The 25,514-nt window shown below is 60.5% G+C and carries 22 protein-coding genes; 21 read left to right on the top strand and 1 reads right to left on the bottom strand.

Going from position 1 to position 25,514, the window contains the following annotated elements:
- Nucleotides 1-57: 57 nt before the first annotated feature.
- The 16 genes from rseP (at nucleotide 58) to ispD (ending at nucleotide 20,066) form a co-directional block, all read left to right on the top strand.
- Nucleotides 58-1,410, top strand: a complete 1,353-nt coding sequence (gene rseP, locus QWI18_RS18595) for an RIP metalloprotease RseP (RefSeq protein ID WP_369319499.1) — start codon at nucleotides 58-60, stop codon at nucleotides 1,408-1,410.
- Between the two features lie 75 nt (nucleotides 1,411-1,485).
- On the top strand, nucleotides 1,486-3,873 hold the full coding sequence (gene bamA, locus QWI18_RS18600; RefSeq protein ID WP_192132171.1) for an outer membrane protein assembly factor BamA: 2,388 nt from the start codon (nucleotides 1,486-1,488) through the stop codon (nucleotides 3,871-3,873).
- A gap of 46 nt (nucleotides 3,874-3,919) precedes the next feature.
- Nucleotides 3,920-4,423 (top strand): OmpH family outer membrane protein, encoded by a 504-nt coding sequence (locus QWI18_RS18605; protein ID WP_037014235.1) that lies wholly within the window; start codon nucleotides 3,920-3,922, stop codon nucleotides 4,421-4,423.
- Between the two features lie 5 nt (nucleotides 4,424-4,428).
- Complete coding sequence (lpxD, locus tag QWI18_RS18610) at nucleotides 4,429-5,484, top strand: UDP-3-O-(3-hydroxymyristoyl)glucosamine N-acyltransferase (RefSeq protein ID WP_192132168.1); 1,056 nt, start codon at nucleotides 4,429-4,431, stop codon at nucleotides 5,482-5,484.
- 111 nt (nucleotides 5,485-5,595) lie between these two features.
- Nucleotides 5,596-6,036 carry a 3-hydroxyacyl-ACP dehydratase FabZ gene (fabZ, locus tag QWI18_RS18615; RefSeq protein WP_037014232.1) on the top strand — a complete coding sequence of 147 codons (441 nt, stop codon included), beginning with the start codon at nucleotides 5,596-5,598 and terminating at the stop codon, nucleotides 6,034-6,036.
- Complete coding sequence (gene lpxA / locus QWI18_RS18620) at nucleotides 6,033-6,809, top strand: acyl-ACP--UDP-N-acetylglucosamine O-acyltransferase (protein WP_192132166.1); 777 nt, start codon at nucleotides 6,033-6,035, stop codon at nucleotides 6,807-6,809. Before fabZ ends, lpxA begins: the two co-directional genes overlap by 4 nt.
- A 2-nt stretch (nucleotides 6,810-6,811) precedes the next feature.
- Nucleotides 6,812-7,948 (top strand): lipid-A-disaccharide synthase, encoded by a 1,137-nt coding sequence (gene lpxB, locus QWI18_RS18625; protein ID WP_192132164.1) that lies wholly within the window; start codon nucleotides 6,812-6,814, stop codon nucleotides 7,946-7,948.
- Between the two features lie 11 nt (nucleotides 7,949-7,959).
- A complete protein-coding gene (rnhB, locus tag QWI18_RS18630; RefSeq protein ID WP_369319500.1) occupies nucleotides 7,960-8,601 on the top strand; it encodes a ribonuclease HII in 642 nt (213 codons plus the stop codon).
- Nucleotides 8,602-8,672: 71 nt separating this feature from the next.
- Nucleotides 8,673-12,194 (top strand): DNA polymerase III subunit alpha, encoded by a 3,522-nt coding sequence (dnaE, locus tag QWI18_RS18635; protein WP_192132162.1) that lies wholly within the window; start codon nucleotides 8,673-8,675, stop codon nucleotides 12,192-12,194.
- Nucleotides 12,195-12,321: 127 nt separating this feature from the next.
- Nucleotides 12,322-13,269, top strand: coding sequence for an acetyl-CoA carboxylase carboxyltransferase subunit alpha (locus QWI18_RS18640; RefSeq protein WP_065989826.1), 948 nt, complete (start codon nucleotides 12,322-12,324; stop codon nucleotides 13,267-13,269).
- A gap of 79 nt (nucleotides 13,270-13,348) precedes the next feature.
- Nucleotides 13,349-14,686: a tRNA lysidine(34) synthetase TilS gene (gene tilS / locus QWI18_RS18645; protein ID WP_192132160.1), complete on the top strand. Its 1,338-nt coding sequence runs from the start codon at nucleotides 13,349-13,351 to the stop codon at nucleotides 14,684-14,686.
- Nucleotides 14,687-14,958: 272 nt separating this feature from the next.
- On the top strand, nucleotides 14,959-16,590 hold the full coding sequence (locus tag QWI18_RS18650) for a CTP synthase (protein WP_192132158.1): 1,632 nt from the start codon (nucleotides 14,959-14,961) through the stop codon (nucleotides 16,588-16,590).
- 14 nt (nucleotides 16,591-16,604) lie between these two features.
- On the top strand, nucleotides 16,605-17,450 hold the full coding sequence (gene kdsA / locus QWI18_RS18655; protein ID WP_065989822.1) for a 3-deoxy-8-phosphooctulonate synthase: 846 nt from the start codon (nucleotides 16,605-16,607) through the stop codon (nucleotides 17,448-17,450).
- Nucleotides 17,451-17,620: 170 nt separating this feature from the next.
- Nucleotides 17,621-18,907 (top strand): phosphopyruvate hydratase, encoded by a 1,287-nt coding sequence (gene eno / locus QWI18_RS18660; protein WP_122537377.1) that lies wholly within the window; start codon nucleotides 17,621-17,623, stop codon nucleotides 18,905-18,907.
- A gap of 159 nt (nucleotides 18,908-19,066) precedes the next feature.
- Nucleotides 19,067-19,345 carry a cell division protein FtsB gene (gene ftsB / locus QWI18_RS18665; RefSeq protein ID WP_037014212.1) on the top strand — a complete coding sequence of 93 codons (279 nt, stop codon included), beginning with the start codon at nucleotides 19,067-19,069 and terminating at the stop codon, nucleotides 19,343-19,345.
- Between the two features lie 10 nt (nucleotides 19,346-19,355).
- A complete protein-coding gene (gene ispD, locus QWI18_RS18670; protein WP_296315707.1) occupies nucleotides 19,356-20,066 on the top strand; it encodes a 2-C-methyl-D-erythritol 4-phosphate cytidylyltransferase in 711 nt (236 codons plus the stop codon).
- A 5-nt stretch (nucleotides 20,067-20,071) separates the two neighbouring features.
- Here the strand turns inward: ispD and QWI18_RS18675 are convergent, their stop codons facing one another.
- A complete protein-coding gene (locus tag QWI18_RS18675) occupies nucleotides 20,072-20,968 on the bottom strand; it encodes a LysR substrate-binding domain-containing protein (protein WP_192132152.1) in 897 nt (298 codons plus the stop codon).
- 103 nt (nucleotides 20,969-21,071) lie between these two features.
- Here QWI18_RS18675 and QWI18_RS18680 point away from each other — a divergent pair, with 103 nt between their 5' ends.
- The 5 genes from QWI18_RS18680 (at nucleotide 21,072) to surE (ending at nucleotide 25,495) form a co-directional block, all read left to right on the top strand.
- Nucleotides 21,072-22,184 (top strand): S-(hydroxymethyl)glutathione dehydrogenase/class III alcohol dehydrogenase, encoded by a 1,113-nt coding sequence (locus QWI18_RS18680; protein WP_369319501.1) that lies wholly within the window; start codon nucleotides 21,072-21,074, stop codon nucleotides 22,182-22,184.
- Nucleotides 22,185-22,277: 93 nt separating this feature from the next.
- Nucleotides 22,278-23,123, top strand: coding sequence for an S-formylglutathione hydrolase (gene fghA, locus QWI18_RS18685; protein ID WP_369319502.1), 846 nt, complete (start codon nucleotides 22,278-22,280; stop codon nucleotides 23,121-23,123).
- Nucleotides 23,124-23,229: 106 nt separating this feature from the next.
- Complete coding sequence (gene ispF, locus QWI18_RS18690) at nucleotides 23,230-23,703, top strand: 2-C-methyl-D-erythritol 2,4-cyclodiphosphate synthase (protein ID WP_122622973.1); 474 nt, start codon at nucleotides 23,230-23,232, stop codon at nucleotides 23,701-23,703.
- On the top strand, nucleotides 23,700-24,758 hold the full coding sequence (gene truD / locus QWI18_RS18695; protein WP_369319503.1) for a tRNA pseudouridine(13) synthase TruD: 1,059 nt from the start codon (nucleotides 23,700-23,702) through the stop codon (nucleotides 24,756-24,758). The genes ispF and truD overlap by 4 nt, the downstream gene beginning before the upstream one ends.
- Nucleotides 24,746-25,495 (top strand): 5'/3'-nucleotidase SurE, encoded by a 750-nt coding sequence (surE, locus tag QWI18_RS18700; protein ID WP_065989806.1) that lies wholly within the window; start codon nucleotides 24,746-24,748, stop codon nucleotides 25,493-25,495. The genes truD and surE overlap by 13 nt, the downstream gene beginning before the upstream one ends.
- Nucleotides 25,496-25,514 lie beyond the last annotated feature (19 nt).

Consider the following 25,514-nt stretch of genomic DNA (forward strand, 5'->3'; position numbering starts at 1 on the left):
GATTCGCAGGCAATGTGGGCTTCAACGCACCGCTAGATCGGTACCCGGAGAGCAGCGATGAGCGCGCTATACATGATTGTCGGCACCCTGGTTGCGCTGGGCGTGCTGGTGACGTTTCACGAGTTCGGCCACTTCTGGGTGGCCCGCCGCTGTGGTGTCAAAGTCCTGCGTTTTTCGGTGGGCTTTGGCATGCCGTTGTTGCGCTGGAGTGATCGCAAGGGCACCGAATACGTCGTGGCGGCGATTCCGCTCGGCGGCTACGTGAAAATGCTCGACGAACGGGAGGGCGACGTCCCCCCCGAGCTGGCTGATCAGTCTTTTAACCGCAAGTCGGTCTACCAGCGTATCGCTATCGTGATTGCCGGCCCGGTCGCCAACTTTCTGCTGGCGATTGTATTTTTCTGGGTACTCGCCATGCTGGGCAGCCAGCAGGTGCGGCCTGTGGTGGGCGGCGTCGAGCCAGGCAGTATTGCGGAAAAGGCCGGGCTGAGTTCCGGTCAGGAAATTGTCTCGGTGGATGGCGAAGCCGTCACCGGGTGGGCCGGCGTGAACCTGCAACTGGTGCGTCGCCTGGGTGAGAGCGGCAGCATCGCGTTGAAGGTTCGCGAGCAGGGTTCTGACGTGGAAACCCCACGTTCGCTGGTGCTCAACGACTGGCTCAAGGGCGCAGCCGAGCCGGACCCTATTCGTTCGCTGGGTATTCGTCCCTGGCGTCCAGCCCTGCCGCCGGTTCTGGCAGAGCTCGATCCGAAAGGCCCTGCACAAACCGCAGGTCTTAAAACCGGTGACCGTCTGCTGGCCCTTAATGACGAGCCTGTCGACGAATGGCAGAAGGTCGTGGACTGGGTTCGTGTCCATGCCGATACGCGGATTTCCGTGCGCGTCGAGCGTGACGGCGCTCAGCTGAATGTGCCTGTCGATCTGGTTACACGGGGCGAAGGCGCTGCGGCGACCGGGTATCTGGGTGCGGGCGTGAAAGGTGTGGATTGGCCGCCGGAGATGTTGCGCGAGGTGAGCTATGGCCCTGTAGCCGCCGTGGCAGAAGGCGCGCGGCGTACCTGGACCATGAGCGTGCTCACGCTCGATTCGCTGAAGAAAATGTTGTTCGGCGAGCTCTCGGTAAAAAACTTGAGCGGACCGATAACCATTGCTAAAGTGGCGGGCGCTTCGGCCCAGTCAGGCGTAGGTGACTTCCTGAATTTCCTCGCTTATCTGAGCATAAGCCTGGGTGTTCTCAATTTGCTGCCCATACCCGTGCTGGATGGGGGGCACTTGCTGTTTTATCTGATCGAGTGGGCGCGTGGTCGACCACTGTCAGAGAAGGTGCAGGGCTGGGGGGTTCAGATCGGTATCAGTCTGGTGGTTGGAGTGATGTTGCTCGCACTGGTCAACGATCTGGGACGACTGTAAAAGCTACGCCGAATTGTGAATCTGCCGCATTTTGCGGCAGTTTGTTTATTGCCAGTTGGAATAAGAAAGGACTTCATGAAACGTCTGCTGCTAACTGCGGTTCTTGCCGTACTGATGATCGCCGAAGTTCACGCCGAGTCCTTCACTATCTCCGATATCCGTGTCAACGGTCTGCAGCGGGTTTCCGCCGGCAGCGTGTTTGGCGCGCTGCCGTTGAACGTGGGTGAACAGGCCGATGATGGGCGTCTTGTCGACGCAACTCGCGCGCTGTTCAAAACCGGATTTTTCCAGGACATCCAGCTGGGCCGCGACGGCAACGTCCTGGTCATCACAGTTGTCGAGCGTCCGTCGGTTTCGAGTATCGAGATCGAAGGCAACAAAGCGATCACCACCGAGGACCTGATGAAGGGTCTGAAGCAGTCGGGTCTGGCCGAAGGCGAGATTTTCCAGCGTGCAACGCTGGAAGGCGTGCGCAACGAGCTGCAACGTCAGTACGTTGCACAGGGTCGTTACTCTGCAGAAGTCGCCACCGAAGTCGTGCCGCAGCCGCGTAACCGTGTGGGTCTGAAGATCAACATCAACGAGGGCGCAGTTGCCGCCATCCAGCACATCAACGTGGTGGGCAACTCGGTCTTCCCTGAAGACGATCTGGTGGATCTGTTCGAACTGAAGACCACCAACTGGCTTTCCTTCTTCAAGAACGACGACAAGTACGCCCGTGAGAAGCTCTCCGGTGACCTGGAACGTCTGCGTTCGTACTACCTCGACCGCGGCTATATCAACATGGATATCGCCTCGACTCAGGTATCCATCACGCCCGACAAGAAGAGCGTGTACATCACCGTCAACATTCATGAAGGCGAGAAGTACAGCGTCAAGTCGGTCAAGCTGAGCGGTGACCTCAAGGTCCCTGAAGATCAGGTCAAATCGCTGCTGCTGGTCAAGCCGGGCCAGGTGTTCTCCCGTAAGGTGATGACCACCACCTCCGAGCTGATCACCCGCCGTCTGGGTAACGAGGGTTACACCTTCGCCAACGTCAACGGTGTGCCGACCCCGAACGATGAAGACCACACGGTCGATATCACTTTCGTCGTCGATCCGGGCAAGCGTGCTTACGTCAACCGCATCAACTTCCGTGGCAACACCAAGACAGCAGACGAAGTGCTACGCCGCGAAATGCGTCAGATGGAAGGCGGCTGGGCCTCCACTTACCTGATCGACCAGTCCAAGACCCGTCTTGACCGTTTGGGCTTCTTCAAGGAAGTGAACGTTGAAACCCCGGCGGTGCCTGGCACCGACGATCAGGTAGACGTGAACTACGCCGTTGAAGAGCAGGCGTCCGGTTCGATCACCGCCAGTGTCGGCTTTGCGCAGAGCGCGGGTCTGATCCTCGGTGGCTCCATCAGCCAGAACAACTTCCTGGGTACGGGTAACAAGGTCAGCATCGGCCTGACCAAAAGCGAATACCAGACCCGTTACAACTTCAGCTACGTCAATCCGTACTTCACGCCGGACGGTGTGAGCCTTGGCTACAGCGCGTTCTACCGCAAGACCGACTACGACGACCTTGACGTCGACGTAGCGAGCTATTCGGTTGACAGCCTGGGTGCCGGCATCAACATGGGCTACCCGATCAGCGAGACTTCTCGCCTGAACTTCGGCCTGTCGGTACAGAAGGATGAACTGAGCACCGGTAAATACACCGTTGATGAGATCTTCGACTTCATCGAGAAGGAAGGCGACAGCTTCACCAACTTCAAGGCGTCGGTGGGCTGGTCCGAGTCGACCCTGAACAAAGGCACCTTGCCAACCCGTGGTAGCTCCCAGAGCCTGACCCTGGAAACCACCATTCCGGGCAGCGACCTGTCGTTCTTCAAACTTGATTACCGCGGTCAGTTGTTCCACCCGATCACCAACAACTACACCCTGCGTCTGCACTCGGAGCTGGGCTATGGCGACGGTTATGGTTCCACGTCCGGTCTGCCGTTCTACGAGAATTACTACGCCGGTGGTTTCAACTCGGTTCGCGGCTTCAAGGACAGTACGCTCGGTCCGCGCAGTACACCAAGTCGTAGTGCTGAGAACGGCGGTAAGCCAGGAACCATTGCTGACCCGGATCAAGATCCGCTGCCGTTCGGTGGTAACGTCCTGATCACCGGTGGTGCGGAAATCCTGTTTCCGCTGCCATTCATCAAGGACCAGCGTTCGCTGCGTACCTCGATCTTCTGGGATGTGGGTAACACCTTTAACACCAACTGCGGTTCCCAGAAGACGACGACTGACGGTCAGAAGGTCGAATGTAATGGCCCTGATCTCTCCGGCCTGGCGAGCTCCGTCGGTGTCGGCGTGACGTGGGTCACTGCACTGGGTCCGTTGAGTTTTGCCCTGGCGATGCCGGTCAAGAAACCGGACGACAGCACCGAAACCCAGGTCTTCCAATTCTCTCTCGGTCAGACCTTCTAAGGGTCTGATCACTGCTAACGACAACGGATTCTGTAGGAGTTACATCGTGCGTAAGTTGACCCAATTGGCATTGCTGGCAACGGTTCTGATCGCAGGCCCGGCATTTGCTGACATGAAAATCGCAGTACTGAACTACCAAATGGCCCTGCTCGAATCCGACGCAGCCAAACGGTACGCCGTGGATGCAGAGAAAAAATTCGGACCTCAGCTGACCAAACTCAAGGCTCTGGAAAGCAGCGCCAAAGGCATTCAGGATCGTCTGGTCGCCGGTGGCGACAAAATGGCCCAGCCTGAGCGCGAGCGTCTGGAACTGGACTTCAAGCAAAAAGCCCGTGATTTCCAGTTCCAGTCCAAAGAGCTGAACGAAGCCAAGGCTGTTGCTGACCGCGACATGCTCAAGCAACTCAAGCCCAAGCTGGACCAGGCTGTGGAAGAAGTGATCAAGAAAGGCGGCTTTGACCTGGTGTTCGAGCGCGGTGCCGTGATTGACGTCAAGCCGCAATACGACGTCACTCGCCAGGTCATCGAGCGCATGAATCAGCTGAAGTAAGTTTCATGACTATGACGACCACACTCGGCCACTTGGCCGAGTTCCTCGGCGCCACTCTGCGTGGCCCGGCGGACAAGCAAATCACGGGACTGGCAACCTTGCAGGAAGCCGGTCCCGATCAGGTCAGCTTTCTGGACAATCCCAAGTACCGAAAATTCCTCGCGACCACCCACGCCGCTGCCGTGCTGCTCAAGCCGGCGGATGCAGAAGGGTATGCCGCCGACGCGTTGCTGGTGCCTGATCCGTATCTGGCCTACGCCCGTATTTCCCATCTGTTCGATCCCAAGCCCAAAGCTGCCGTCGGCGTACACCCGACTGCAGTAGTGGCCGCAGACGCTTTCGTCGACCCGGCGGCCAGCGTCGGCGCTTATGCTGTCATCGAGAGCGGAGCGCGGATTGCGGCCGGTGTGACCATTGGTGCCCATTGCTTCATCGGTGCCCGCAGCGTGATTGGCGAGGGTGGCTGGCTTGCACCGCGCGTCACGCTGTATCACGACGTTCGCATCGGGCAGCGGGTGGTCATTCAGTCCGGTGCGGTATTGGGTGGCGAAGGTTTTGGTTTCGCCAACGAGAAAGGCGTCTGGCAGAAGGTCGCGCAGATTGGCGGTGTGACCGTCGGTGACGATGTCGAAATTGGCGTGAACACCGCGATCGACCGCGGCGCCATGGACGATACGCGCATCGGCAACGGCGTGAAGCTGGATAACCAGATTCAGATCGCCCACAACGTCCAGATCGGCGACCACACGGCCATGGCTGCGTGTGTTGGCATTTCGGGCAGCGCCAAGATCGGCAAACACTGCCAGTTGGCCGGCGGTGTCGGGCTGGTGGGCCATATCGAGCTTTGTGATGGGGTTGTCGTCACCGGCATGACCATGGTGACGCGGTCGATCACAGAGCCGGGCTGGTATTCTTCCGGGACAGCCATGCAGCCGGCCGCGGAGTGGCGCAAGAGCGCGGCACGCATGCGTCATCTCGACGACATGGCGCGACGTCTGCAGCATCTGGAAAAGATTGTCGAGGCGGTGACCTCAGGCGGTAAGCCTTCATCTGATAGCTGATACTTTTTCTTATCAAGCGTGCACAGCCGATAAACTGCCTCCTTGATTTGCTAGAGGAGTGACGCGCGTTAGTCGCGCCCTCCCACTCTTTACTACAGGCTTCCTTTCGAAATGATGGACATCAACGAAATCCGCGAATATCTGCCGCACCGTTACCCGTTCCTGCTTGTGGACCGTGTGGTGGAGCTGGATGTCGAGACCAAGAGCATTCGTGCCTACAAGAACGTCAGCATCAACGAGCCTTTCTTCAACGGTCACTTTCCGCAGCACCCGATCATGCCGGGCGTGCTGATCATTGAGGCCATGGCTCAAGCTGCCGGCATCCTGGGTTTCAAGATGCTCGATGTGAAGCCTGCCGATGGCACCCTGTATTACTTCGTCGGCTCCGACAAGCTGCGCTTCCGCCAGCCCGTGCTGCCGGGTGATCAGCTGATCCTCGAAGCGAAGTTCCTGAGCTGCAAGCGGCAGATCTGGAAGTTCGAGTGCCAGGCATCGGTTGATGGCAAGCCGGTGTGCTCGGCTGAAATCATCTGTGCGGAACGCAAACTATGAGTTTGATTGACTCTCGCGCAATCATCGATCCGACGGCCGTGCTGGCCGACAATGTGGAGGTCGGCCCGTGGTCGATCGTCGGACCTGGTGTGGAAATCGGCGAGGGTACAGTGATCGGTCCGCATGTGATCCTGCGCGGCCCGACCAAGATCGGTAAACACAACCACATCTACCAGTTTTCTTCGGTAGGTGAGGACACGCCTGATCTGAAATACAAAGGTGAAGCGACGCGTCTGGTAATCGGTGACCACAACGTCATCCGCGAAGGCGTGACGATCCACCGTGGCACCATTCAGGACCGTGCGGAAACCACCCTGGGTGACCACAACCTGATCATGGCCTACGCGCACATCGGCCATGACAGCGTCATAGGCAATCACTGCATTCTGGTCAACAACACGGCGTTGGCCGGTCATGTGCACGTGGATGACTGGGCCATTCTGTCCGGGTTTACCCTGGTGCATCAGTATTGCCACATCGGCGCGCACAGCTTTTCCGGCATGGGCACTGCCATCGGCAAGGACGTTCCGGCGTTTGTCACCGTGTTTGGCAACCCTGCCGAAGCCCGCAGCATGAACTTCGAAGGCATGCGTCGTCGGGGGTTCTCCGAGGAAGCGATTCATGCGCTGCGCCGCGCCTACAAGACCGTCTACCGTCAGGGCCTGACCGTGGAACAGGCGATGGTCGAGCTGAGCGAACCCGCTGCGCAGTTCCCCGAAGTCGAGCTGTTCCTCACGTCCATCCAGTCTTCGACTCGCGGCATCACCCGCTGACCATGGCTCGCTTGCGTATTGCGCTGGTGGCCGGAGAGGCCTCCGGCGACATCCTCGGCTCCGGCTTGATGCGTGCGATCAAGGCGCGGCATCCGGACGCCGAATTCATCGGTGTCGGCGGGCCGCTCATGGAAGCCCAGGGCATGACGTCGTATTTTCCGATGGAGCGCCTGTCGGTCATGGGCCTCGTGGAAGTGCTGGGTCGCCTCAAAGAGCTGCTCGCCCGGCGCAAGTTGCTGATTCAGACCCTCATCGACGCAAAGCCGGACGTGTTCATCGGTATCGACGCGCCGGATTTCACCCTCAATATCGAACTCAAGCTGCGTCAGGCCGGCATCAAGACCGTACACTACGTCAGCCCCTCCGTGTGGGCGTGGCGGCAGAAGCGTGTCCTGAAAATCCGCGAAGGCTGCGACTTGATGCTGACCTTGCTGCCGTTCGAAGCCCGTTTCTATGAAGAGAAGGGCGTGCCGGTGCGCTTTGTCGGGCATCCGCTGGCCGACGCCATTCCGCTGCAGGCGGATCAACGGGCCGCGCGTGCTGAACTTGGCCTGGGCGAAGGTCCGGTGGTTGCGTTGATGCCGGGCAGTCGCGGTGGCGAAGTCGGACGCCTCGGTGCGCTGTTTTTTGACGCAGCCGAGCGCCTGCTGGCCGCGCGCCCCGACATCCGTTTCGTGCTGCCCTGCGCCAGCCCTCAGCGCCGTGAACAGATTGAGCAACTTCTGCAAGGCCGCGATCTTCCGCTCACCCTGCTCGACGGCCAGTCCCACGTGGCGCTGGCCGCGTGCAATGCCGTGCTGATCGCTTCCGGCACAGCGACCCTGGAAGCGTTGCTGTACAAACGACCGATGGTGGTTGCCTATCGTATGGCGCCACTGACTTACTGGATACTCAAGCGGATGGTGAAGAGCCCGTACGTGTCGCTGCCGAACCTGCTGGCCCAGCGGTTGCTGGTCCCGGAGCTTCTGCAGGACGCGGCGACCGCCGAAGCCCTGGCGCAGACGCTGTTGCCGTTGCTGGATAACGGCGACGCACAGACGGCTGGCTTCGACGCGATTCACCGAACCTTGCGTCGCGATGCGTCCAATCAGGCCGCCGAAGCGGTGTTGAACCTGATTGGCGCAACGCCTTCACAATGAGCAGGCAATCAATGCAAATGGGTCTGGACTTCAATCTTGTCGAGGATCTGGTCGCCGGTGTCGACGAAGTCGGCCGCGGCCCACTGTGTGGCGCCGTTGTCACTGCGGCCGTCATTCTTGATCCCAAGCGTCCGGTTCTGGGCCTGAACGATTCGAAGAAGCTCACCGAAGCCAAGCGCGAAAGACTGTTCGACGAGATCTGCGAGAAAGCGCTGTGCTGGCACATCGCGCGGGCCGAGGTCGAAGAGATCGATGAGCTGAATATTCTTCACGCCACCATGCTGGCGATGAAGCGCGCGGTAGAAGGCTTGATCATCACGCCGAAGCTGGCGCTGATCGACGGCAATCGCTGCCCGCAGCTGTCGGTGCCCAGCGCGCCGGTCATTCAGGGCGATGCTCACGTGCCGGCCATTGCCGCCGCCTCGATTCTGGCCAAGGTCAGTCGCGACCGGGAAATGGCGCGCATGGAGCTGCTTTATCCGGGCTACGGCATCGGCGGCCATAAAGGTTATCCCACCGCCGTGCACCTCGAAGCACTGGCGCGGCTGGGGCCTACGCCGATTCATCGGCGTTCGTTCGGTCCGGTCCGTCAGGCCTGGGCTGCACGGGACATGATGGTCTCCACCGGTTTTATGTCGCTGCCACTCAGTTGATCGCGGGCTGATGTTTTTCTGAATGGCCGGTACAATCCGGCCTTCGTTTTTTGTGCACCATAGGATCACCCATGCCGGCTTCTTTCGTTCATCTACGCCTGCACACCGAATACTCCCTCGTTGATGGTCTGGTCCGTGTAAAACCGTTGGTCAAGGCGCTGACGGCCATGAACATGCCGGCCGTGGCGGTGACCGACCAGCACAACATGTGCTCGCTGGTGAAGTTCTACAAAGCGGCCATGGGCGCGGGCATCAAGCCGATCTGCGGCGCCGACGTCTGGTTGGCCGGGCGTGACCGCGATGCGCCGCTCAGCCGTTTGAGCCTGCTGGTGATGAACCCCAAAGGCTACCTCAACCTCACAGAGCTGATTTCCCGAGGCTTCATGCATGGCCAGCGCAATGGCCTGGTAGTGATCGAGCGCGAGTGGGTGGCCGAGGCCAGCGAAGGGCTGATTGCCCTGTCAGCGGCCAAGGAAGGCGAGATCGGCATGGCCCTGCTCGGCGGCAACCCGGCGGAAGCCGATGAGTTGCTGAAAGAGTGGCTGACGGTTTTCCAGGACCGCTTCTACATCGAAGTCCAGCGCACCAACCGCATCAATGATGAAGAGCACCTGCACGCCGCCGTCGCCCTGGCCGAGCGCCATGGCGTGCCGCTGGTGGCGAGCAACGACGTGCGTTTCATCAAGCAGGAAGATTTCGAAGCCCACGAAACCCGCGTGTGCATCGGCGAAGGCCGGGCGTTGGACGATCCGCGCCGCTCGCACAACTACAGCGATCAGCAGTACCTGAAGAGCGCGGAGGAGATGGCCGAGCTGTTCAGCGATCTGCCGGACGCCCTCGCCAACACCGTCGAGATCGCCAAGCGTTGCAATATCGACGTCAAGCTGGGCACGCACTTTCTGCCCAACTTCCCGATCCCCGATGGCATGACCATCGACGAGTATTTCCGCAAGGTATCCTTCGAGGGGCTGGAAGAGCGCCTTGCCGTGCTCTGGCCGAAAGAGACCACGCCGGACTACGAGGCCAAGCGACAGGTTTACGTTGACCGCCTGAATTTCGAGCTGGATATCATCATCCAGATGGGGTTCCCCGGTTACTTCCTGATCGTGATGGATTTTATCCAGTGGGCCAAGAGCAACGGCGTGCCGGTGGGGCCGGGCCGGGGGTCGGGTGCTGGCTCGCTGGTGGCCTATGTGCAGAAGATCACCGACCTCGACCCGCTGGAATACGACCTGCTGTTCGAACGTTTTCTTAACCCCGAGCGGGTTTCCATGCCCGACTTCGACGTCGACTTCTGCATGGACGGTCGCGATCGGGTCATTGAGTACGTGGCCGAAAAATACGGTCGCAACGCGGTCAGCCAGATCATCACCTTCGGTTCCATGGCCGCGAAGGCGGTGGTCCGGGACGTGGCGCGGGTGCAGGGCAAGTCCTACGGATTGGCCGATCGTCTGTCGAAGATGATCCCCTTCGAAGTCGGCATGACCCTTGAAAAAGCCTACGAGCAGGAAGAGATCCTGCGCGACTTCCTCAAGGTGGATGAGGAAGCGGCGGAAATCTGGGAAATGGCGCGCAAGCTCGAAGGCGTTGTGCGTAACGTCGGCAAGCACGCCGGCGGCGTGGTCATCGCGCCGACCAAACTGACTGACTTCTCGGCGATCTACTGCGATGAAGAGGGCGGCGGCCTGGTCACCCAGTTCGACAAGGATGACGTCGAGGCAGCCGGTCTGGTGAAGTTCGACTTCCTCGGTCTGCGCACCCTGACCATCATCGACTGGGCCCTGAAGACGATTAACCGCGACCGCGCCAAGGTCGACGAAGAACCCCTCGACATCGCGTTCATCCCGCTGGACGACATGCCGACCTACGAGCTGCTGCAGCGCGCCGAAACCACGGCCGTCTTCCAGCTTGAATCCCGCGGCATGAAAGAGCTGATCAAAAAGCTCAAGCCTGACTGCCTGGAAGACTTGATCGCACTGGTGGCGCTGTTCCGCCCCGGTCCTTTGCAATCGGGCATGGTTGACGACTTCATCAACCGCAAGCACGGTCGTGCGGAGCTGTCGTACCCCCACGTCGATTACCAGTACGAAGGCCTCAAGCCGGTGCTTGCGCCGACCTACGGCATCATCCTGTATCAGGAACAGGTGATGCAGATTGCGCAGGTCATGGCCGGCTACACCCTCGGCGGCGCGGACATGTTGCGTCGTGCAATGGGTAAAAAGAAGCCCGAGGAAATGGCCAAGCAGCGCGGCGGTTTCATTGAGGGCTGCAAGACCAACAATATCGACCCGGACCTGGCCGGTAACATTTTCGACCTGGTAGAGAAATTCGCCGGTTACGGTTTCAACAAGTCGCACTCGGCGGCCTACGGGCTGGTGTCGTACCAGACTGCCTGGCTCAAGCGTCACTACCCGGCGCCATTCATGGCGGCGGTGCTTTCAGCGGACATGCACAACACCGACAAGGTCGTGACCTTGATCGAAGAAGTGCGGATCATGAAACTGCGCCTGGATGCGCCGGACGTGAACAACTCCGAATTCAAGTTCACCGTGAACGACGACGGCCGTATCGTCTATGGCCTCGGTGCGATCAAGGGCGTCGGCGAAGGCCCGGTGGAAGCCATCACCGAAGCGCGTCAGGAAGGCCCGTTTGCCGATCTGTTCGATTTCTGCGCCCGCATCGACCTCAAGCGCGTGAACAAGCGCACCCTCGATGGCCTGATTCGCAGTGGTGCCCTGGACCGTCTCGGCCCGTTCTTCTATGACGAACCGAAACAGTACCAAGCCAACATTGATCGCAATCGCGGCGTGCTGCTGGCCGCGCTGGAAGAAGCCATTCAGGCCGCCGAGCAGACCGCGCGCAGTCACGACAGCGGCCATGCCGATCTCTTCGGCGGCCTGTTCGTCGAAGCCGACGCCGACGTTTACGCGAACCATCGCAGCGCCAAAGAGGTCACGCTCAAGGAACGGTTGCGTGGCGAGAAAGAAACCCTGGGCCTGTACCTGACCGGCCACCCGATCGACGAATATGAAGGTGAGATCCGCCGCTTCGCGCGCCAACGTATTGTTGATCTGAAACCCTCGCGGGAAACCCAGACCATTGCCGGTCTGATCATCGCGCTGCGGGTGATGAAAAACAAAAAGGGCGACAAGATGGGCTTCATCACCCTGGACGACCGTTCAGGGCGTATCGAAGCGTCGCTGTTTGCCGATTCGTTCCAGGCCGCCCAGTCGCTGCTGCAAACCGACGCGATGGTGGTGGTGGAAGGGGAGGTCAGTACCGATGATTTCTCCGGCGGCCTGCGGTTACGCGCCAAACGGGTGATGAGCCTGGAAGAAGCGCGCACCGGGTTGGCGGAGAGTCTGCGCCTGAACGTGCGTGCCGAAGCGCTCAAGGGCGACCGGCTGCGCTGGCTGGGCGAGCTGTGCAAGAAGCACCGCGGCGCATGCCCGATCACCCTCGACTACACCGGGCAGGAAGCCAAGGCACTGCTGCAGTTCGGCGAAGCGTGGCGGATCGATCCCGCAGACAGCCTGATTCAGGCGCTGCGTGACCAGTTCGGACGAGAGAACGTCTTCCTGCAGTATCGCTGATACCGATCAGCTCAACATTTGCGACTCGACACTTTAAACTCGACCGAAAGGCGCCCGCTCCATTAAGGTAGGGCGCTTATCGGATCAACCGGCCGGCCTCTTGGCCGTCGACCCAAGACGGATGCCTATGAACCCGAATTTTCTGGATTTCGAACAGCCGATTGCTGACCTGCAAGCCAAGATTGAAGAGCTGCGTCTGGTGGGCAATGACAACTCGCTGAACATCGGCGACGAAATCTCTCGACTGCAAGAGAAGAGCAATACGCTCACCGAAAGCATTTTCGGCAACCTGACCAGTTGGCAGATCGCGCGCATGGCGCGCCATCCGCGTCGTCCGTACACCCTGGACTACATTCAACACATCTTCACCGAGTTCGACGAGCTGCATGGCGATCGCCACTTCTCCGACGACGCCGCTATCGTCGGCGGTATTGCTCGTCTTAACGACCAGCCGGTGATGGTGATCGGTCATCAGAAGGGGCGAGAAGTACGCGAAAAGGTTCGCCGCAACTTCGGTATGCCGCGTCCTGAAGGCTATCGCAAGGCCTGCCGTCTGATGGAAATGGCCGAGCGCTTCAAGATGCCGATTCTGACCTTCATCGACACGCCGGGCGCTTATCCTGGCATCGACGCCGAGGAGCGTAACCAGAGCGAAGCCATCGCCTGGAACCTGCGCGTAATGGCGCGATTGAAAACCCCGATCATTGCCACCGTGATTGGCGAAGGCGGTTCGGGCGGCGCACTGGCCATTGGCGTGTGCGATCAACTGAACATGCTGCAGTATTCGACCTACGCGGTGATCTCGCCGGAAGGCTGCGCGTCCATTCTGTGGAAAACCGCCGAGAAGGCGCCGGACGCCGCCGAAGCGATGGGCATCACTGCCGAGCGTTTGAAGGGCTTGGGCATCGTCGACAAGGTGATCAACGAGCCACTGGGCGGCGCGCACCGTGACCCGGCCGCTGCCGCTGCATTGATCCGCGAAGAATTGAGCAGCCAACTGAGCATGCTCCAGAAATTCGATAACGACGCGCTGCTGGCCCGCCGTTACGACCGCCTGATGAGCTATGGCCTTTAACCGGACCGTTCTGCATGAAGAGCGTCACCGAACCCGGTGACGCTCCCGGTCCGGCGAGCTTTAAGCAGGGTTAACCAGCATGAGCAAACCGGACAGCATCGCACTCGCACTCTCCAGACGTCTGCTGTCACGCCTTGAACCCTGGCGTGATGCAGCCGGCTGGCGGGTCGCTTTCTCTGGTGGGCTCGATTCCACTGTCCTGCTTCATATGCTGGCCGAACTGGCCAGGGTTCACGCGCTTCCCCCTCTGACTGCGGTTCACGTCAACCATGGCCTTCAGGCTGTGGCGGCCTCGTGGCCGGTGCATTGTCGGCAGATGTGCCAGATTCTGGGCGTGCCGATGCAGGTCATCGACGTCCAGGTGCGCCCCGGTGCAAGCCTTGAGCAAGCGGCACGCGACGCTCGCTACGCCGCATTCAACTCAACCCTGGGGCCCGGCGAGGTGCTGCTCACGGCCCAGCACCGTGACGATCAGGCTGAAACCTTGCTGTTCCGACTGCTACGTGGCGCCGGGGTGCGCGGACTGGCCGCCATGCCGGCGCAGCGTCCGTTGGGCGCAGGACAGTTGCTTCGGCCGCTGCTGGACGAATCCCGCGCCACCCTCGAGGCCTATGCCCGGGAACAGGGTTTGAGCTGGATCGAGGACCCGAGCAACAAAGACAGCCGTTTTTCGCGCAACTACCTGCGCAGCCATGTGCTGCCGCTGGTGACGAGCCGCTGGCCGCAAGCGATTGCGAGTATGGCCCGCAGCGCCGGGCATCTGGCCGAAGCCCAGCAGTTGCTGGACGAACTGGCGGTGCAGGATCTGGCTCTGGCCGATACCCCGTGCCCCTGGCCCTGGCTGGACATGCCGTCTCTTGAGCTCGCGCCGCTCGAAGCGCTGTCTCCTGCCCGGCAACGCAATGCATTGCGCCACTGGCTGGCGCCGCTCACTCGATTGCCCGATACCGATCACTGGGCGGGCTGGGACTCGTTGCGCGATGCCGGTCCGGACGGTCGGCCCATCTGGCGACTGGCCGAGGGTCAGATGCACCGGGCCGAGGGGCGCATCTGGTGGCTGTCGGGGATCTGGCTGAAAAATGTCGCCGGCTCGCAACACTGGTCCCTGGCCTCGCAACCCCTCACGCTGCCGGGCAACGGCATGCTGCAGATCCTCGGCGCTGCGCCGGCGGGCGGTCTGCACGTGCACTACCGCCAGGGCGGCGAAACCTTCGATGTGCCGGACCGTGGACGTCGAGACCTGAAAAGGCTGCTCAACGAGAAGGGCGTGCCGGTGTTTCTGCGCGGCCGATTGCCGCTGTTGTACCGCGGCGAGCAGTTATTGGCCGTGGCAAACCTGCCGGGACTGGACGCCAGCCCCCGTGGCGACTGGCGATTGCACTGGTTGCCACCGACGAATGACCAAAGTTTGAGCTGAATGGGCGTTTCCGGTAGACTACGCTCCCTTCTTGATACAGCTTATGTCGATCCTTCCGGAACGATGCAAGTTGCCGATTACCAGCCAGTCTTTACTGGGCGATTCTCAAAAAAGTGGCGAGCCACGGACAGACCTTTTCAAGGTCGGTCGTTGACTTGGGCGCAACAGATTCGAAACCGCACAGTGAAACACGCGGGTTGTCGGGGGCTTCGGCCTTCCTTCGCTTTCCCCGGCGGCTCTGACCGCTTTAACGCAGACTTCTAGGGTTTTTCATGACGCGCTACATCTTCGTCACGGGCGGTGTTGTTTCTTCATTGGGGAAAGGCATCGCCTCGGCTTCATTGGCGGCCATCCTGGAGGCGAGGGGACTTAAGGTCACCATGCTCAAGCTGGACCCCTACATCAACGTCGATCCCGGCACCATGAGTCCGTTCCAGCACGGTGAGGTGTTCGTCACCCACGACGGCGCCGAAACTGACCTGGACCTGGGTCACTACGAGCGTTTCATTCGCACCACCATGACCCAGAACAACAACTTCACCACCGGCCGTGTGTACGAACACGTCCTGCGCAAAGAGCGCCGTGGTGATTATCTGGGCGCGACCATTCAGGTGATCCCGCACATCACCGACGAAATCAAGCGTCGCATCATCAAGGGCGCCGGCGATGCTGACGTCGCCATGGTCGAAATCGGCGGCACCGTGGGCGACATCGAGTCGCAACCGTTCCTCGAAGCGATCCGTCAGCTGCGTTTCGAAGTGGGCGCCAAGCGCGCCATGCTCATGCACCTGACGCTGGTTCCGTACATCGCCACTGCGGGCGAGACCAAGACCAAGCCGACTCAGCATTCGGTGAAGGAACTCCGTTCGATCGGCCTGCAGCCAGACGTACTGGTCTGCCGTTCCGACCACCCGATCGACATCTCGTCGCGCCGCAAGATCGCGCAGTTCACCAACGTTGAAGAGCGTGCGGTCATCGCCCTCGAAGACGCCGACACCATCTACAAGATCCCGGGCATCCTGCATTCCCAGGGCCTTGATGATTTCGTCGTCGAGCGCTTCGGTCTGCAGTGCGGCAGCGCCGACCTGTCCGAGTGGGAAAAGGTCGTCGACGCCAAGCTCAATCCGGAACACGAAGTCACCATCGCAATGGTCGGCAAGTACATGGAGCTGCTCGATGCGTACAAGTCGCTGATCGAAGCGATGAGTCACGCCGGCATCAGCAACCGCACCAAGGTCAACCTGCGCTATATCGATTCCGAAGACATCGAAAACCAGGGCACCGGCCTGCTCGAAGGCGTTGACGCGATTCTCGTACCGGGCGGCTTCGGTCTGCGTGGCGTCGAGGGCAAGATCACGGCGGTGCAGTTCGCTCGCGAAAACAAGGTGCCGTACCTGGGGATCTGCCTGGGCATGCAGGTGGCGGTCATCGAGTTCGCCCGTAACGTGCTGGGCTGGAAAGACGCCAACTCCACCGAGTTCGATCGCGCCAGCCAGCATCCTGTCGTCGGTCTGATCACCGAATGGGAAGACGCCACCGGTGCTGTCGAAACCCGCACCGAGACCTCGGACCTGGGCGGCACCATGCGTCTGGGCGCCCAGGAGTGTCTGCTGGAGCCGGGTTCGCTGGTGCACGATTGCTACGCAAACGACGTCATCGTCGAGCGCCATCGTCACCGTTATGAAGTGAACAACAATCTGCTGCCGCAACTGGTCGAGGCCGGTCTGAAAATCTCCGGTCGCTCCGGTGATGGCGCGCTGGTTGAAGTGGTCGAGTCTCCTGACCATCCGTGGTTCGTGGCGTGCCAGTTCCACCCCGAGTTCACCTCTACGCCCCGCGATGGCCACCCGTTGTTCAGTGGTTTCGTCAAGGCAGCGCTTGCTCAACACCAGAAGAACGGCTGACAGGGATTTATCACATGGCACAGAAAATCATCCGCGTCGGCTCGATCGACATCGCCAACGACAAGCCTATGGTTCTGTTCGGCGGCATGAACGTCCTGGAGTCGCGCGACATGGCGATGCAGGTCTGTGAAGAATACGTGCGAGTGACCGAGAAGCTCGGCATTCCCTACGTGTTCAAGGCCAGCTTCGACAAGGCCAACCGTTCTTCGGTGACTTCGTACCGTGGTCCGGGCCTTGAAGAAGGCATGCGGATTTTCCAGGACATCAAGCAAGCCTTCGGCGTGCCGATCATCACCGACGTGCACGAGCCTGATCAGGCCGCGACCGTGGCGGAAGTCTGCGACATCATTCAGTTGCCGGCCTTCCTGTCCCGCCAGACTGACCTGGTCGTGGCCATGGCCAAGACCGGCGCCGTGATCAACATCAAGAAAGCCCAGTTCCTCGCGCCTCACGAGATGAAGCACATCCTCGCCAAGTGCGTGGAAGCGGGTAACGATCAGTTGATCCTGTGCGAGCGTGGTTCGAGCTTCGGTTACAACAACCTGGTCGTCGATATGCTCGGTTTCGGCATCATGAAATCGTTCGAATACCCGGTGTTTTTCGACGTGACCCACGCCTTGCAGATGCCGGGCGGTCGCTCCGACTCTGCTGGCGGTCGTCGCGCCCAAGTGACCGATCTGGCCAAGGCCGGGATGAGTCAGGGCCTGGCCGGTCTGTTTCTGGAAGCCCACCCGGATCCGGACAACGCCAAATGTGACGGTCCCTGCGCCCTGCGCCTGGACAAGCTGGAGCCGTTTCTGGCCCAGCTCAAGGCGCTCGACGAACTCGTTAAAAGCTTCCCGACGATCGAAACGGCGTAAAACCCGCTTCTCCGGCGCCGAGCCCTCCGGTAGAGTGCCGTTCGTTGTTTTCCCGACCAAAGGGTCGGGAAAATTGTCGTTTCAGGGCCTGCCCGTTGTCCTAGAGCCCTGAGACGCCGAATCGTTTTCCCAGCTGCGTCGTTTTCGTCAATCTTGGAGTGTTAACAACAATGGCAAAAATCGTCGACATCAAAGGTCGTGAAGTTCTCGACTCCCGTGGCAATCCCACCGTGGAAGCAGACGTGCTCCTCGACAACGGCATCATCGGCAGCGCCTGCGCGCCGTCCGGTGCTTCCACCGGCTCGCGTGAAGCGCTCGAGCTGCGTGATGGCGACAAGAGCCGTTACATGGGCAAGGGCGTTCTGAAGGCTGTGGCCAACATCAATGGCCCGATCCGCGACCTGCTGCTGGGCAAAGACCCGGTTGACCAGAAAGCCCTGGATCACGCGATGATCCAGCTGGACGGTACCGAGAACAAAGCCAGCCTGGGCGCCAACGCGATCCTCGCTGTGTCCCTGGCTGCTGCCAAAGCGGCCGCTCAGGACCAGGATCTGCCGTTGTACGCGCACATCGCCAACCTGAACGGCACGCCGGGTGTTTACTCGATGCCGGTCCCGATGATGAACATCATCAACGGTGGCGAGCATGCCGATAACAACATCGACATCCAGGAATTCATGATTCAGCCGGTGGGCGCCAAGACTTTCTCCGAAGGCCTGCGCTGGGGCACCGAGATTTTCCACCACCTCAAAGCGGTGTTGAAAGCGCGCGGCCTGAACACTGCCGTGGGCGACGAAGGTGGCTTCGCACCGAACCTGAACTCCAACGGTGACGCACTGGACGCCATCGCTGAAGCCGTTGCCAACGCGGGCTACAAGCTGGGCACCGACGTGACCCTGGCGCTGGACTGCGCAGCGAGCGAGTTCTACAAGAACGGCAAGTACGTGCTGAGCGAAGAAGGCGAATACGACTCCGCCGGTTTCGCCGACTACCTGGCTGATCTGGTCAGCAAGCACCCGATCATCTCTATCGAAGACGGTCTGGACGAGTCGGACTGGGATGGCTGGAAAGTCCTCACCGACAAGATCGGCGACAAGATCCAGCTGGTGGGGGACGACCTGTTCGTGACCAACACCAAGATCCTGAAAGAAGGCATCGACAAGAAGATCGGTAACTCGATCCTGATCAAGTTCAACCAGATCGGCACTCTGACCGAAACGCTGGAAGCCATCCAGATGGCCAAGGCTGCGGGTTACACCGCCGTGATCTCCCACCGTTCCGGCGAAACCGAAGACTCCACCATTGCCGACCTGGCCGTGGGCACCGCTGCCGGCCAGATCAAGACCGGTTCGTTGAGCCGTTCCGACCGTATCGCCAAGTACAACCAGCTGCTGCGTATCGAAGAGCAACTGGGCGCCAAAGCGGTGTACCGTGGTCGCGGCGAGTTTCGCGGCTGATTGCAAAGGTGGTAAAAAGGCAGCAGGCGTTGTAGGAGAAGTCTCTTAAAGGTGACTTTTCTTGTCGTCCTGATCCATAAGCCCGGTGACCACCGGGCTTATGGGCATTTGAAATGGTCGGTTTTGCTGTCTTTATTCGCCGGGTAACAGATATTCACAATGCGCAGTCCTAACTGGTTGTTCCTCGTTCTGCTTTTGATGCTCGCTGGCTTGCAGTATCGCCTATGGGTAGGTAACGGCAGTCTCGCGCAGGTGGCCAGTCTGACGCAGCAAATCGCCGATCAACACGCCGAAAACGATGCTCTGCTGGAGCGTAACCGGGTCCTGGACGCGGAAGTGCTGGAGCTGAAAAAAGGCCTCGAAACCGTTGAAGAGCGTGCCCGTCATGAATTGGGCATGGTCAAGGACGGCGAAACCCTTTATCAGTTGGCACAGTGACGTTGGTGTAATGACTCAATCCCTTCCTGCCTTCTGGGCAGTGATTCCCGCAGCGGGCGTTGGCGCGCGCATGGCGGCAGACCGTCCCAAGCAATACCTGCAACTGGGCGGCCTCACGATTCTTGAACACAGCCTGCTTTGCTTTCTCGATCACCCCCGGCTCAAGGGCCTGGTGGTCAGTCTGGCTGTGGATGACCCGTATTGGCCTACGTTGCCTTGCGCGCTGGATTCCCGTATTCAGCAGGTCGCGGGCGGCAGAGAGCGTGCGGACTCGGTGCTCAATGCGTTGCTGCACCTCCACGCCAACGGCGCCGATGACAACGATTGGGTGCTGGTGCATGACGCTGCGCGCCCGAATCTGACGCGTTCGGACCTCGACACCTTGCTGGGTGAACTGGCGGACGATCCGGTCGGCGGCTTGTTGGCGGTGCCGGCCAAAGACACCCTCAAGCGCGCCGATGCCAATGGCCGCGTGACCGAAACGGTGGATCGCAGCCTTATCTGGCAGGCTTATACGCCGCAGATGTTTCGTCTGGGGGCGCTGCATCGCGCGCTGGCGGACAGTCTGGTGTCGAATGTGGCGATTACCGATGAAGCTTCGGCCATCGAGTGGGCCGGGCAATCGCCGCGTCTGATTGAAGGGCGTGCAGATAACATCAAGGTCACCCGCCCGGAAGACCTCGAATGGCTGCGCCAGCGGCGTGTGGAGTTCAACGGCTAATCCGCCTACAGGCTGTACTCCTCCCGGGAAGCCAGTCCTGCCTTCAGGTAGTCCACCAGCTTCCTCACCTTGGGCGACAGATGCCGCTGCTGCGGGTACAGCGCCCAGACGGCGGTGTTCGGCGGCTGATGGGCATCCAGTAACGACACCAGCGCACCGCGCTTGAGATGCTCCAGCACATAGTAATCCGGAAGCTGACACAGCCCGACCCCGCGCAATGCCGCATCCAGCACTGCCTGCCCACTGTTGCAGCGCCAGTTTCCCTGCACCCGCTGGGAAAATTCCCGTCCGTTTTGTTGCAATAGCCAACTGTCCGAGCTGCCGATCAGGCAGTTGTGTCGCGCCAGTTCCGACACGCTGTGGGGACGGCCATAGCGTTCGAGATAGGCAGGGGAGGCGCACAGGTACATCTTGCGCGGCGCCAGCCGGGCGGCCACTAGTCGCGATTCCTGCAACCGACCCAGCCGGATCGCCAAGTCCAGACCTTCATGCACCAGATCCAGCGTGTTGTTGGTCAGCTCGATGTCCACGCGCAGTTGCGGGTAGTCCTCCATGAAGCGTGTCACCAGCGGGGCGATGAACCGCTCGCCGTACGCCACGGCGCAGGTCATCCGTAGCAACCCCTTCGGCTCGCTGGTCAGGTCTGTCACCGCGCGCAGCGCTTCTTCTCGCCCGTCCTGCAAGCGCTGGCAATGATGCAAAAACGTCTGGCCGGCTTCGGTCAGCGCGACCTTGCGGGTGCTGCGATAGAGCAAGCGTGTTTGCAAGCGCTCTTCCAGCCGCGCGATCTGTCGACTGATGTGCGATGAAGACACCCCTAGTCGCTCAGCCGCGGCGGTGAACTGCCCGCACTCGGCGACGGCGACGAACTCGTCCAGACCTTCCCAGCGATTGACCTGCATAGATTGTCCCTGGACAGCATTAATGTTTTGCTTTCAGGCCGATTATTAATCAGCCAGCACTGCATTACACTCATGGCTCGTTTTTATTTAGCTGGAGATCATGATGATCAAGTCACGTGCTGCCGTTGCTTTTGCGCCCAATGAACCACTGCAGATCGTCGAAGTGGACGTTGAGGCCCCTAAAGCCGGCGAAGTGTTGATTCGTAACGTGGCATCCGGCGTTTGCCACACCGATGCCTACACCCTGTCCGGCGCCGATTCTGAAGGCGTCTTCCCGTGCATCCTCGGGCACGAAGGCGGCGGCGTCGTTGAAGCCATCGGCGAAGGCGTGACCTCGCTCGCCGTGGGCGACCACGTCATTCCGCTGTACACCGCCGAATGCCGCGAGTGCAAATTCTGCAAATCCGGCAAAACCAACCTCTGCCAGAAAGTCCGCGCCACCCAGGGCAAAGGCCTGATGCCCGACGGCACCACCCGCTTCAGCTACAACGGCCAGCCGATCTACCACTACATGGGCTGCTCGACGTTCTCCGAATACACCGTGGTCCCGGAAATCTCCCTGGCGAAAATCCCCAAGGAAGCGCCTTTGGAGAAGGTCTGCCTGCTGGGTTGCGGTGTCACCACCGGCATCGGTGCGGTCCTGAACACGGCCAAGGTCGAGGAAGGCGCCACTGTGGCGGTCTTCGGTCTGGGCGGTATCGGCCTGGCGGCGATCATCGGCGCAAAAATGGCCAAGGCCTCGCGCATCATCGCGGTCGACATCAACCCGTCCAAATTCGACGTGGCCCGTGAACTGGGTGCGACAGAATTCGTCAATCCAAAGGACCACGACAAGCCGATTCAAGAAGTCATCGTTGAGATGACCGACGGCGGCGTCGATTACAGCTTCGAGTGCGTAGGCAATGTGAATCTGATGCGTGCGGCGCTGGAATCTTGCCACAAGGGCTGGGGCGAATCGGTGATTATCGGCGTCGCTGGTGCAGGTCAGGAAATCTCCACGCGTCCGTTCCAGCTGGTGACCGGTCGCGTCTGGCGCGGTTCGGCCTTCGGCGGCGTCAAAGGCCGCACCGAACTGCCAAGCTACGTCGAAAAAGCGCAGGCCGGCGAGATCCCGCTGGACACCTTCATCACCCACACCATGGGCCTGGACCAGATCAACGAAGCCTTTGACCTAATGCACGAAGGCAAAAGCATCCGTACCGTCATTCATTTCTGAGGAGCAGCGGCAAGCTTATAGCTGTAAGCAGCAAGAGGGGCGTGTCATGACCTCTGCCGCTCGAGGCTTGAAGCTTGCCGCCCGGAGAAGCCCATGAGTCTGGAAAACATCTCGTGCCAGAAAAGCTTCGGCGGCTGGCACAAGCGTTACAAACATCACTCTGATGTGCTCGGTTGCGACATGGTGTTCGCGGTGTATCTGCCTCCGCAAGCGGAGCAGGGCGGCAAGCTGCCGGTGGTCTACTGGTTGTCAGGGCTGACCTGCACCGATGAAAACTTCATGCAGAAGGCCGGTGCGCTGCGCGTGGCGGCGGAACTGGGGTTGATCATCGTGGCGCCGGACACCAGCCCCCGCGGTGCCGACGTGCCGGATGACCCGGACAAGGCCTACGATTTCGGCCTGGGCGCCGGCTTTTATCTGAACGCCACCGAGCAACCGTGGGCGCGGCACTACCGCATGTACGATTACGTGATCAGCGAGCTGCCCGCGTTGATCGAAGCGCACTTCCCGGCCTCGGACAAACGCAGCATCAGCGGGCATTCCATGGGTGGCCACGGCGCGCTGGTCGGCGCATTGCGCAATCCGGGCCGCTATCAATCGGTGTCGGCGTTCTCGCCCATCTGCAACCCGATGGATTGCCCGTGGGGACAAAAAGCGTTTTCCCGCTACCTGGGCGAAGACCGTTCGCGCTGGCGTGAATGGGACGCCAGCGTGCTCATTGCTGAAGCCACCGAACGCTTGCCACTGCTGGTGGACCAAGGCGATCGCGACGACTTCCTCGGCAATCAGCTCAAGCCGGAATCGTTGGTTCAGGCGGCGAAGGCGGCCGGTCAGCCTCTGGAATTGCGCATGCAGCCGGGGTACGACCACAGCTATTACTTCATCGCCAGCTTCATCGAAGACCACTTGCGCCATCACGCCCGAGCCCTGGCCGGCTGAAGTCTTCGCCTTCAATTGCAGCGTCACGGGCAATTGAACGCGGGCCGACCCTAATCTCGGTCAAAGTAGGTAGAATCACGCCCTGACTTTTTCAGGGCGTTTTTTTATGCGTATTGGCCACGGCTACGATGTGCACCGTTTCGCTGAAGGCGATTTCATTACCTTGGGCGGCGTGCGCATTGCGCACACGTCGGGTCTGCTCGCGCATTCCGATGGCGATGTAGTGCTGCATGCGCTGAGCGATGCCCTGTTGGGTGCTGCCGCGCTGGGCGACATCGGCAAGCATTTCCCGGACACCGATCCGCAATTCAAGGGCGCCGACAGCCGGGTCCTCCTTCGCCACGTGCTCAAGCAGGTGCAGGGCAAGGGCTGGAAGGTCGGCAACGTCGATGCCACCATCGTTGCCCAGGCGCCGAAGATGGCCCCGCACATCGAAAGCATGCGCGCCTTGATTGCCGAAGACCTGCAAGTCGACATCGACCAGGTCAACGTCAAGGCCACCACCACTGAAAAGCTGGGCTTCACTGGCCGTGAAGAGGGCATCGCCGTGCATGCCGTAGCGTTGTTGATCAGCGCATGACCGAGCTCGAACTTCTGGGCCCGAGCGCTTACGGCGACACGCTGGGTACTGCCGTGCTGAAGGCCACCGCCGAAGACTTTCAGGTCGATGAAGTGCTCGACATCCCGCTGTCCGGGGACGGTGAGCACCTGTGGTTATGGGTCGAAAAGCGCGGCCTGAACACCGAGGAAGCGGCCCGGCGTCTGGCCAAGGCAGCCGGTGTGCCGTTGCGAACCGTCGCCTACGCCGGTTTGAAGGATCGTCAGGCGTTGACCCGCCAGTGGTTCAGCATTCAGCTGCCGGGCAAGGCCGATCCGGACATGTCGGTAGCTCAGAACGATTCTCTTAAGATCCTCGACAGCAAACGCCACAAGCGCAAGCTGCAGCGGGGCGCCCACGCGGCCAATGGTTTCACGCTGCGTCTGACGCAATTGCAGGCCGACAAAGCCGGGCTCGATGCGCGTCTTGAGTTGATCAAGCAACACGGCATCCCCAATTATTTTGGCGCCCAGCGTTTCGGCCATGAGGGTGGGAATCTGGGTGAAGCCCGGCATTATGCCGAGCGTCAAGCTTTGCCCGAGCAGCGCAATGTGCGCTCTCGGCTGCTCTCCACCGCCCGCAGTTACCTGTTCAATCAGGTCCTGGCCGCGCGGGTTGCCGACGGCAGCTGGCAGCGAGCGCAAGTGGGCGATCTGCTGGCGTTCACCGACAGCCGCAGTTTTTTCCCCGCAGGCGAAGCCGAGTGCAGCGACCCGCGACTGGCCATCCTCGATCTGCACCCCACCGGGCCGCAGTGGGGCGAGGGCGATTCTCCGGCCTCCGGCGCTACCGCCGAGCTTGAAAACAGCATCGCCTTGCGCGAGGCGTCGCTCTGTAACTGGTTGATAAAAGCGGGAATGGAGCATGAACGGCGCATCCTGCGACTGCCCATCGGGCGGTTGACGTGGCATTATCCCGAGCCTGACATTCTGCAACTGGAATTCGTCCTGCCGGCCGGATGCTTCGCCACCGCATTGGTGCGTGAACTCGTCGATCTCGCGCCTGCAGGGCAGACGGACAGCTCATGCGTATTCTGATTTCAAATGATGACGGGGTCATGGCGCCCGGGCTCGTTGCGCTGCATGGCGCACTGGCCGGGTACGCCGAGTGCGTGGTGATTGCGCCCGATCAAGACAAAAGCGGCGCGAGCAGTTCGCTCACGCTGGACCGTCCGTTGCACCCGCATACCCTGGACAACGGCTTCATCAGCCTCAACGGCACGCCCACCGATTGCGTCCACCTCGGACTCAACGGCTTGCTGCCCGATCAGCCGGACATGGTCGTTTCGGGCATCAATCTGGGCGCCAATCTGGGCGACGATGTGCTCTATTCAGGCACCGTCGCCGCAGCGCTGGAAGGTCGTTTTCTGCAACGTCCGTCATTTGCCTTTTCATTTTTGTCGCGTCAGGTCGATAACCTGGCAACCGCCGCGCATTTTGCCCGGCTTTTGGTCGAAGCCCACGAGCGCCTCGACCTCCCACCCCGTACCGTATTGAATGTGAATATCCCTAATCTGCCGCTGGCGCACGTGCGCGGTATCCAGCTGACCCGTCTTGGCCACCGCACCCGTGCGGCGGCGCCTGTGCGCGTGGTCGATCCGCGCGGAAAGGCCGGTTACTGGATTGCTGCCGCCGGAGATGCCGAAGATGGCGGGCCGGGCACCGATTTCCACGCTGTGATGCAGGGTTACGTGTCAATCACCCCGTTGCAGCTGGATCGTACCTATCAGGACGGTTTCAACAGCCTGAACGCATGGCTGGAGGGAATGGCCTGATGTCGCGTGAGCAAGATGA

This window comes from Pseudomonas sp. W2Oct36 (assembly GCF_041060465.1).
Lineage (GTDB): Bacteria > Pseudomonadota > Gammaproteobacteria > Pseudomonadales > Pseudomonadaceae > Aquipseudomonas > Aquipseudomonas graminis_B.